General features: G+C 70.2%; 7 protein-coding genes and 2 pseudogenes. 5 read left to right on the forward strand and 4 right to left on the reverse strand.

Going from position 1 to position 7,738, the window contains the following annotated elements; genetic code table 11:
* Positions 1 to 260 precede the first annotated feature (260 nt).
* Positions 261 to 1,721: an LCP family protein gene (locus AADR41_RS40085; RefSeq protein ID WP_446751196.1), complete on the forward strand. Its 1,461-nt coding sequence runs from the start codon at positions 261 to 263 to the stop codon at positions 1,719 to 1,721.
* Between the two features lie 19 nt (positions 1,722 to 1,740).
* On the opposite strand, the gene AADR41_RS40090 is transcribed toward AADR41_RS40085, so the two are convergent.
* Positions 1,741 to 2,289 (reverse strand): acyl-CoA thioesterase, encoded by a 549-nt coding sequence (locus AADR41_RS40090; protein ID WP_329591807.1) that lies wholly within the window; start codon positions 2,287 to 2,289, stop codon positions 1,741 to 1,743.
* A gap of 119 nt (positions 2,290 to 2,408) precedes the next feature.
* On the opposite strand from AADR41_RS40090, the gene AADR41_RS40095 reads away from it, so the two are divergent.
* Complete coding sequence (locus tag AADR41_RS40095; RefSeq protein WP_342287238.1) at positions 2,409 to 3,701, forward strand: LCP family protein; 1,293 nt, start codon at positions 2,409 to 2,411, stop codon at positions 3,699 to 3,701.
* 27 nt (positions 3,702 to 3,728) lie between these two features.
* Here the strand turns inward: AADR41_RS40095 and AADR41_RS40100 are convergent.
* A pseudogene (locus AADR41_RS40100) lies at positions 3,729 to 4,490 on the reverse strand (DUF5954 family protein); the annotation flags it as partial.
* A gap of 94 nt (positions 4,491 to 4,584) precedes the next feature.
* On the opposite strand from AADR41_RS40100, the gene AADR41_RS40105 reads away from it, so the two are divergent.
* Positions 4,585 to 5,334: an SMI1/KNR4 family protein gene (locus tag AADR41_RS40105; RefSeq protein WP_342287239.1), complete on the forward strand. Its 750-nt coding sequence runs from the start codon at positions 4,585 to 4,587 to the stop codon at positions 5,332 to 5,334.
* A gap of 37 nt (positions 5,335 to 5,371) precedes the next feature.
* Here AADR41_RS40105 and AADR41_RS40110 read toward each other — a convergent pair whose 3' ends face one another.
* Positions 5,372 to 5,581 carry a DUF397 domain-containing protein gene (locus tag AADR41_RS40110; protein WP_342287240.1) on the reverse strand — a complete coding sequence of 70 codons (210 nt, stop codon included), beginning with the start codon at positions 5,579 to 5,581 and terminating at the stop codon, positions 5,372 to 5,374.
* Positions 5,578 to 6,456: a helix-turn-helix domain-containing protein gene (locus AADR41_RS40115; protein WP_342287242.1), complete on the reverse strand. Its 879-nt coding sequence runs from the start codon at positions 6,454 to 6,456 to the stop codon at positions 5,578 to 5,580. The genes AADR41_RS40110 and AADR41_RS40115 overlap by 4 nt, the downstream gene beginning before the upstream one ends.
* Positions 6,457 to 6,619: 163 nt before the next feature.
* Here AADR41_RS40115 and AADR41_RS40120 point away from each other — a divergent pair, with 163 nt between their 5' ends.
* Together AADR41_RS40120 and AADR41_RS40125 are read left to right on the forward strand one after the other, a co-directional pair.
* The gene (locus AADR41_RS40120; protein WP_342287244.1) at positions 6,620 to 7,111 is read left to right on the forward strand and encodes an ATP-binding protein; all 492 of its coding nucleotides are present in this window, start codon (positions 6,620 to 6,622) and stop codon (positions 7,109 to 7,111) included.
* A 215-nt stretch (positions 7,112 to 7,326) separates the two neighbouring features.
* Positions 7,327 to 7,738, forward strand: a pseudogene (locus AADR41_RS40125) (helix-turn-helix domain-containing protein); the annotation flags it as partial.

The following is a 7,738-nucleotide window of genomic DNA, read 5'->3' on the forward strand; positions in this document are numbered from 1 at the left end:
CCCCCCCCCCCCCCCCCCCCCCCCCCCCCCCACGTGGCTGCGGCTCGGACAACGACGTCGGGGTGCCGCGCGGCAGACATGCCGGTCCTCGGACGGTCCTCGGGCGCCGGGGGTTTCGCACCCCGCGGGGCGGCTTCGTTCGGCCGCCGCGTTACCGCGAATGGGGGACACCGGCGCGCCCCGCCGGGTCGCGCACCGGGCCGTTGATCATATGGACCTACTGTGCGAACGGTTCCCCTCGCACCGCGGAGGTCTGCCCCGTGCCCACACCGCACCGCTCCCCCGGTCCGTCGCGTTCCCGCGCGGTTCCGCCCCGGCCCAGGTCCAGAACGCAGGACGAGCGACCACGCTGGGGCATGCGGATGGTGACCGGCCTGTCCGTGCTGGTGCTGGGGGCCGGCGGGGTCGGCCACGCGGTGGTGACCAACCTGGAGAACGGGATCGACCGGATCGACCCGTTCAAGGACATGAAGAACCGGCCGCGCGGCGGCAACGGCATGAACCTGCTGCTGGTGGGCACCGACGGCCGCGACCGGATCAGCCCCGAGGAGAAGGCGAAGTACCGGCTCGGCGGCGCGCCCTGCAACTGCACCGACACGATCATGCTGGTGCACCTGTCGGCGGACCGGGAGCGCGCGAGCATCGTCTCGCTGCCCCGCGACAGCTACGCCGAGATCCCCGAGCACCGGGACCGGACCACGGGCGAGCCGCACGCGGCGCACCCGGTGAAGCTGAACGCCGCCTATGCCGAGGGCGGGCCGAACCTGACCGTGCGGACCGTCGAGCACATGACGGGCGTCAAGGTCGACCACTATCTGGAGGTCGACTTCACCAGCTTCATGAAGACCGTGGACACCCTGGGCGGCGTGAAGATCTGCACGACCCGGCCGCTGAAGGACTCGTACACCGGTCTCGACCTCGCTCCGGGCACCCATGAACTGAACGGCGGGCAGGCCCTCCAGTACGTACGGTCCCGGCACATCGACGGGGCCGCCGACCTGGGCCGGATGCAGCGCCAGCAGAAGTTCCTGGCTTCGCTGATCGAGCGGGCGACCAGCAGCGGTGTGCTGCTGAACCCGGTGAAGTTCCGGGACGTCGCCTCGACGATGCTCAGCTCGGTACGGGCCGACAAGGGGTTCGGTACGGAGCAGATGCTGGAGCTCGGCCAGGCGATGCGCGGCTTCTCCCCGGCCTCCTCGGAGTTCGCCTCCGTACCGATGGGGAACGTGTCCTACCCGGTCAACGGCATCGGTTCGACGGTCAAGTGGGACGCGGCCAAGTCGGAGAAGCTCTTCCGGGCGCTGCGCGAGGACAAGCCGCTCGCCCCCGCGCGGTCCGGGCGGCCGAAGGCGGAGACGGTCGATGTGGACCCCCGGCAGGTCCGGGTCCAGGTCTACAACGGCACCCCGAAGGACGGTCTCGGCAGGACGGTCGACGACGCGCTGCACGCCACCGGTTTCGACACCACACGCGCCCCGCTCAACGGGGAGCCGCGCAGCGTCGGGCACACCATGATCAGCTACGACCCGCGTTGGGACCGGTCCGCGAGGTCACTGGCGGCTGCGCTGCCCGGGGCCGAGCTGCGGGCGGTACGGGGGCAGGGGCCCACGATGCGGGTGACGGCGGGCGCGGACTTCGAGAAGGTGCGGCAGGTCCGGGCCGAGGAGACGGACAACGGCGAGTTCGGCACGGTCACGGGCGACCAGGTGGCCTGCCCGTGACCCGTGGCCCCTCGGGGACTCAGTCCTCGATGCCCTCGGCCGCCCGCTTCTCGCGCAGTTCCTTGATCGCGCGGCGGCGGGCGAGGCGGTGGGTGCGCCGGATCTGCGCCTCCTGGTAGCGCCGCTTGTCGCGCTCCGTCTCCGGTATCACCTGCGGTACGGGGCGCGGCTTGCCGTCCGCGTCGACGGCGGCGAACACCAGATAGGCGCTGCCTACCTGCTGGGCGGGGGTGGATTCGTTCCAGCGCTCGGCCATGACCCGGACGCCGACCTCCATCGAGGAGCGGCCGGTCCAGTTCACCTGCGCGCGGACGTGAACGAGATCACCCACGCGGACCGGCTCCAGGAAGACCATCTCGTCCATCGAGGCCGTCACGGCGGGGCCGCCGGAGTGCCGGCCGGCCACGGCACCCGCCGCGTCGTCGACCAGCTTCATGATCACACCACCGTGCACGGTGCCCAGCAGATTGGTGTCGCTGCCGGTCATGATGTGGCTGAGGGTGGTCCGGGAGGCAGCGGTGGGCTTGCCCGGAATGTCGCCCTCCGGGCGCGGGGCCTGATCTGTCATACCGTCCACCTTATGCGGGGGCTTCCGCCCGGCAGCAATGCATCAGCTTCGCAACAGCCCTGACCCGATTTCCCGGACCCCCTGTAATAGCGGTGCACCCGGCCTGCACACTGGTTCGCATGAACGATTGGCCCGAGGGATGGTCCGACGACAACCGCCGCGGCAACCGCTACGGGCAGGGCAGCGCCGGTGAGCAGCCGGAGAGCGCCCGCTCGATGCCGCATGTCCAGCGGCGCCCCGCCCAGCAGCAGCATCCCGCGCCGCCGAGGCAGCGGCCGATCCCCCAGCAGCCGGGCGGCTACGACAACGGTGGCCCGCAGTACGACAGCGGGTACAACACGGGCCAGGTCTACGGCGGCGGCAACGCCGGCGGCCGGGGCAACGGCCACGGCGGCGGCCCGGGTGACGGCGGCCACACGCAGGGGCGCCCGGCGCCCGACTGGCGCCGCCGGATCAAGATAGGCGCGCTGACCCTGGTGGTCGTGTTCCTCGGGGTCTCCATAGGCACGTACTTCTGGGCCGACTCCAAGCTCAAGCGCGAGGTGGACCTCTCCAAGGTCATCGAGCGGCCGGAGGGCGGCGACGGCACCAATTACCTGATCGTCGGTTCCGACAGCCGTGAGGGCATGACGGCCGAGGACAAGAAGAAGCTCCACACGGGCTCCGCCGAGGGCAAGCGGACCGACTCGATGATGATCCTGCACGACGGATCCAACGGGCCGACGCTGATCTCCCTGCCCCGTGACTCCGACGTCGAGATCCCCTCGTTCAAGGGCTCCGACTCCGGCAAGCTCTACCCGGGCCGCGGCCGCTTCACCAAGCTGAACGCCGCGTACGCCATGGACGGCCCCGAACTCCTCGTCCGCACCGTCGAGTTCAACACCGGGCTGCGGATCGACCACTACTGCGAGATCGGCTTCGGCGGCTTCGCCAAGATCGTGGACGCGATCGGCGGCGTGGAGCTGGACATCCCCAAGGCCTTCAAGGACAAGAAGTCCGGCGCCGACTTCCAGGCGGGCAAGCAGACGCTGAACGGCGAACAGTCCCTCGCCTTCGTCCGCACCCGCTACGCCTTCGCCCAGGCGGACCTGGCCCGTACGAAGAACCAGCAGAAGTTCCTCGCGGCGCTGGCGAGCCAGACGGCGACGCCGTCCACGATCCTCAACCCGTTCAAGCTGTACCCGACGATGGGCGCCGGCCTGGACACCCTGGTCGTGGACAAGGACATGTCGCTCTGGTCCCTGAGCCAGATGTTCTTCGCCATGAAGGACGTCACGGGCGGCGACGGCAAGTCGATGAACATGCCGATGTCGGGCTTCAGGAACGGCAACGTGGTCTGGGACAAGGCCAAGGTGAAGCAGTTGGTGGAGCAGCTCAAGAACGACGAGAAGGTCACCGTCACCGAGAACTGACGGCGAACCGCCACCGAGAGCGGACAGCGGCAGGAACGTCTGCAGGTGGTACACCAGTGAACGCCGCGCGTCCTGCGGGGTGGGATGCTGGCTCGACGCCATCGACCAGGACTTCTCCTCGCGCTCCATCACCCGGAAGACGACCGGCAGCAGCACCAGGCCGGGATGGGTCCGCAACGCCCGTTGCGAATCCGCCAGCACATCGGGCGGGAAGCGCTGCGAGGTGTACGAGACCGGCACCAGGCCCATCCGCTCCAGGCCCTCCGTCAGCCCCACCGCCGCCGCGTGGTCGACGACGAAGCCCTTGGTGGTGGAGGGCGTCTGCGCCGACAGGTCCCAGCCCTCCGAGTCGACGTCCGTGGGCCTGGGCGGCTCCAGGCGCCCTTCGCCGGTCCGGGCGAACTCGTCGGCGCGCACGATGCGGTAGCGCGTGTCGCCGACGGTCAGTTCGTTCACCGGCTCGGTCTCCAGCCGGGCCACCGCGTCCAGCAGGGCCCGCCGCTCCTCGGGGTCGTCCGTGTCGTCCTTGGCCTTGAACCAGAGATGGGAGTTCAGCGCGTCGCGGGCGTCCTGCGGAAAGCCGGTGTCCATGTCGGTCAGCAGCCGCCACCGCGGCCGCTCGCCACGGCGCTGCTCGGCGACGCCGAAGAGCGGCCCCCGGACCACGATGTTCCCGTACGTCCGGGAAGCGGCGAACGCGTCCGCCTCGGTGACCAGGGACACCGGGTCTTCCCGGTGCCGCACATTGATGACGAGGTGATCCGGCGGCGCCTGTGGGTGATCGCTCATGCACCCAGTGTGCCGAGACCGGGGGCGGAGGGTGGGCGAAATACGGGAAGCGGGGCGCGGAGCCCTGTCAGTGGCGGCGCCTACAGTCACCCGCATGACCACGGAACCACCGCCCTCGAACCTCATGCTCGATCTCGACGCGCTCACCGCGGCCGTCGGCGAACGGCCCGACAGACAGGCGGCATGGCATTTCATCCGCGCCTTCGCCCGCGACTGGAGCCGGAGCCCCCTCACCGAATCCGACGGCTGCACCCCCGCCGAACTCGACGCGGCCCAGGCCCGGCTCGGCCTGCCACTGCCCGCGGCACTGCGCGAGGCCCACCAACTGCTGGGCCGCCGACCTGACTTGACGGACAACCAGGATTCCCTGCTCGCCCCGCAGGACATCTACCTCGACGCGGACCGAGGCGTACTGGTCTTCCGCGTCGAGAACCAGTCCTGCGCCTACTGGGGCATACGCGTCACGGACCTCGACCAGGACGACCCTCCGGTCGTCGTACGCGCCGACCTCGTGCGGCCCACCGCCGACGACTGGGCGGCGTGGCTGGGCCGGGTCAGCGTCGCGTTCGTCGAGATCGTCCTGTCCGAGGCACTGTTCGCCGATGAGGACCTGATGGGCTGGGTGACCTCCGACGGCGACACCGGCCTGCCCGAGGACATCACCGGGACCTTCCGGCTCCTGCCGCTCCCGGAGTACCCGATCAGCCAGCAGCCGGGCTCACGCTGGTACGCGCACGACGAGATCATCCTCCGCGACGACCACGGGACCGCGATGTTCCGCGCCCGCACGGAGGCGGCCTTCGACCGCTTCGACGGGGAGGACGAGGACGACGACGAGGGCTGACGGAGACCGCCCCGCCCGGGCCGGCTGCCGAGCGGGATCAGTGCCCGGCGGCGTAGGGGACGAAGCCGGTCCAGGCGGCGGAGGTGAAGGCGAGGCGGGGGCCCTGGACGTCCTTGGAGTCCCGAACGTGCACCGCGCCGGGGGAAGCGGCAACTTCGACGCAGTCGCCTTCGTTGCCGTTGCTGCTGTAGCTGCTCTTGAACCAGGCCGACTCGGAAACGTCCTGCGCGGAAGTCCTGCGGATCATGTCTCTCCCAGCATTCGCTCGATGAGGGCCAGGGTCTCTCGGGGAGTGAGAGCCTCGGCCCGGATGGTGCCGTACCGAAGTTCGAGGATACGGAGCTGCTTCGGGTCGGTCACCCGACGCCCGTTGAACGCCCCGTGCGAACACCCAACCGCCGAACCGTCCTTGAACTTCAACACACTGATGTCCCCATCCATGCCGGGATGCGCCTCACGACGCGTAGGCATCACCTGAAGGGTGACATTGCGCAACTGCCCGATCTCCAACAGACGTTCCAGTTGTCGCCGCCACTGCATTGTGCCCCCGATGGGCCGCCAGAGCGACGACTCCTCCTGGACGAAACTCAGAGCAGGGGCGGGCGATCGCTCGAAGATCGACTGCCGTGCCATGCGCCCGGCCACCATCCGCTCCACCTCGTCCTGCGAGTACGGGGGCTGTCGGGCCTCGAACAGTGCCCGCGCGTGCCCCGGAGTCTGCAACAGCCCGTGCAGGCCGTGTCCCACGTAGGCCGCGATCTCGACCGCTTTCGCCTCCACCCCCGCCAGGTCCCTCACCTTCTTCGGGTAGCGGACCTCGGCCACGTCCTGCTTCATCGCCGCGAGCTTTCCACCCGCCCCGAGCACGCTGTCCGCCCTGTCCAGGAGTTCCGGCCGAGGGATGCGGCGGCCGCCCTCCACCTTGTAGATCTGGTCCTCCCCGTACCCGATCGCGGCCCCGAACTCCCCGGCCCGCAGCCCCGCCGCCTCCCGCCACGCCTTGAGCTGGCGGCCCACCGCCGCGACCACGGCCGCCCCCGACTCGTCATCGGGATCGACGTCCCAGCCCGGCTCGTCCGCCCCGACATCGCCGTGTTCCGTACCGGTCTCATCCACGCTCATCCGTGCCCACTTCCGATGCGTCCGCCGTTCTCGGCCCAACCCCCGATGTCCCCGGCACGTCACTCCGGACAGCCGGGACAGCACTGGACAAGCCCTGGACAATCGCCGTACGCAAGCGGCTCGTCGCTGTTCACGGTACGCAGCCAGGGCCACGCTGAGCGGCGTGAACCAACACATCACCCGAACCGAACATTCCGCTCCCGTCAGGCAGTTCACCGTGTTGCTCTCCCCCACCCGCCGAGGCGCCAGACTCGCCCGACTCCTGACCACGGCGCATCTGAGTGACTGGGGCATCGCCTGCGACCGGGCCGCGCAGGTCGTCGCCGAGCTCGCGGCCAACGCCGCCCTCCACGGCCGCGTACCGGGCCGGGACTTCCGGCTCGGCATCACCGTCCACCACGGCGAGCTCCTGCGGATCGAGGTGACCGACACCCGGGCCGAGCGGCTGCCCCTCGCGTCCGCCCCCGGCCGGCACGAGGAGAACGGGCGCGGACTCCTCATCGTCGAGGCGCTCGCCGACCGCTGGGGCACCGCCGTCGGCCCCGTCCCGCGCAAGACCGTCTGGGCCGAACTCGACCTCGCACCACGGCCGTTCCACCGGGTCGCGGAAACCCACGACCCGGTGAGCCACGTCCCCGCGTTCCACGACGCATAAGGCTTTAAAGAACTCGGGGAAATGACCCTCCCCACCCAAACCCGACCCCGGTCCCGTCGCCGTCACTCACGCGGGTGACATGGGGCAACTGAGCTGGATTTCATACGGGTTGGCTGGCATATGCTCGCCGCGACAACTCCAGACATGCGACGGCCCCCGACGAGATTCACAGTCTCAACCGGGGGCCTGACCACCGAGGAAGTAGGAGCTTCCCGATGGGTACCCCGCAGATTACCGTGCCCTCGCACGGCCCGTCCCCCGTACCCGGAGACGCCACGCCGTCATCCGGCGTCATCCACATCAACTTCCGGCATGCCGCGGGCTTCACCGTCATCGGCAACCACCTCACCCAGCACCGCGGACTCTCCCTCGCCGCGATCGGGCTCGCCGCCCACATCCAGTCGCTCCCCGCCGGAGCCAGGATCGGTATCAAGCGCCTCGCCGAGCGCTTCCCCGAGAGCGAGACCCGCATCGCCGCCGCCCTGCGCGAGCTGGAAGCCCACGGCTACCTCCACCGCAGCCGCGTACGCCTCGCCGACGGCCGCATCGTCACCCGCACCGTCACGTACAACCAGCCGGGCGCGGCCGGCCGCCCCGTAACAACTCCCCGCCCCCGGACGGCCACCC

Source organism: Streptomyces sp. CLV115, assembly GCF_038448545.1.
In the GTDB taxonomy this organism is placed as follows: Bacteria; Actinomycetota; Actinomycetes; order Streptomycetales; family Streptomycetaceae; genus Streptomyces; species Streptomyces sanglieri.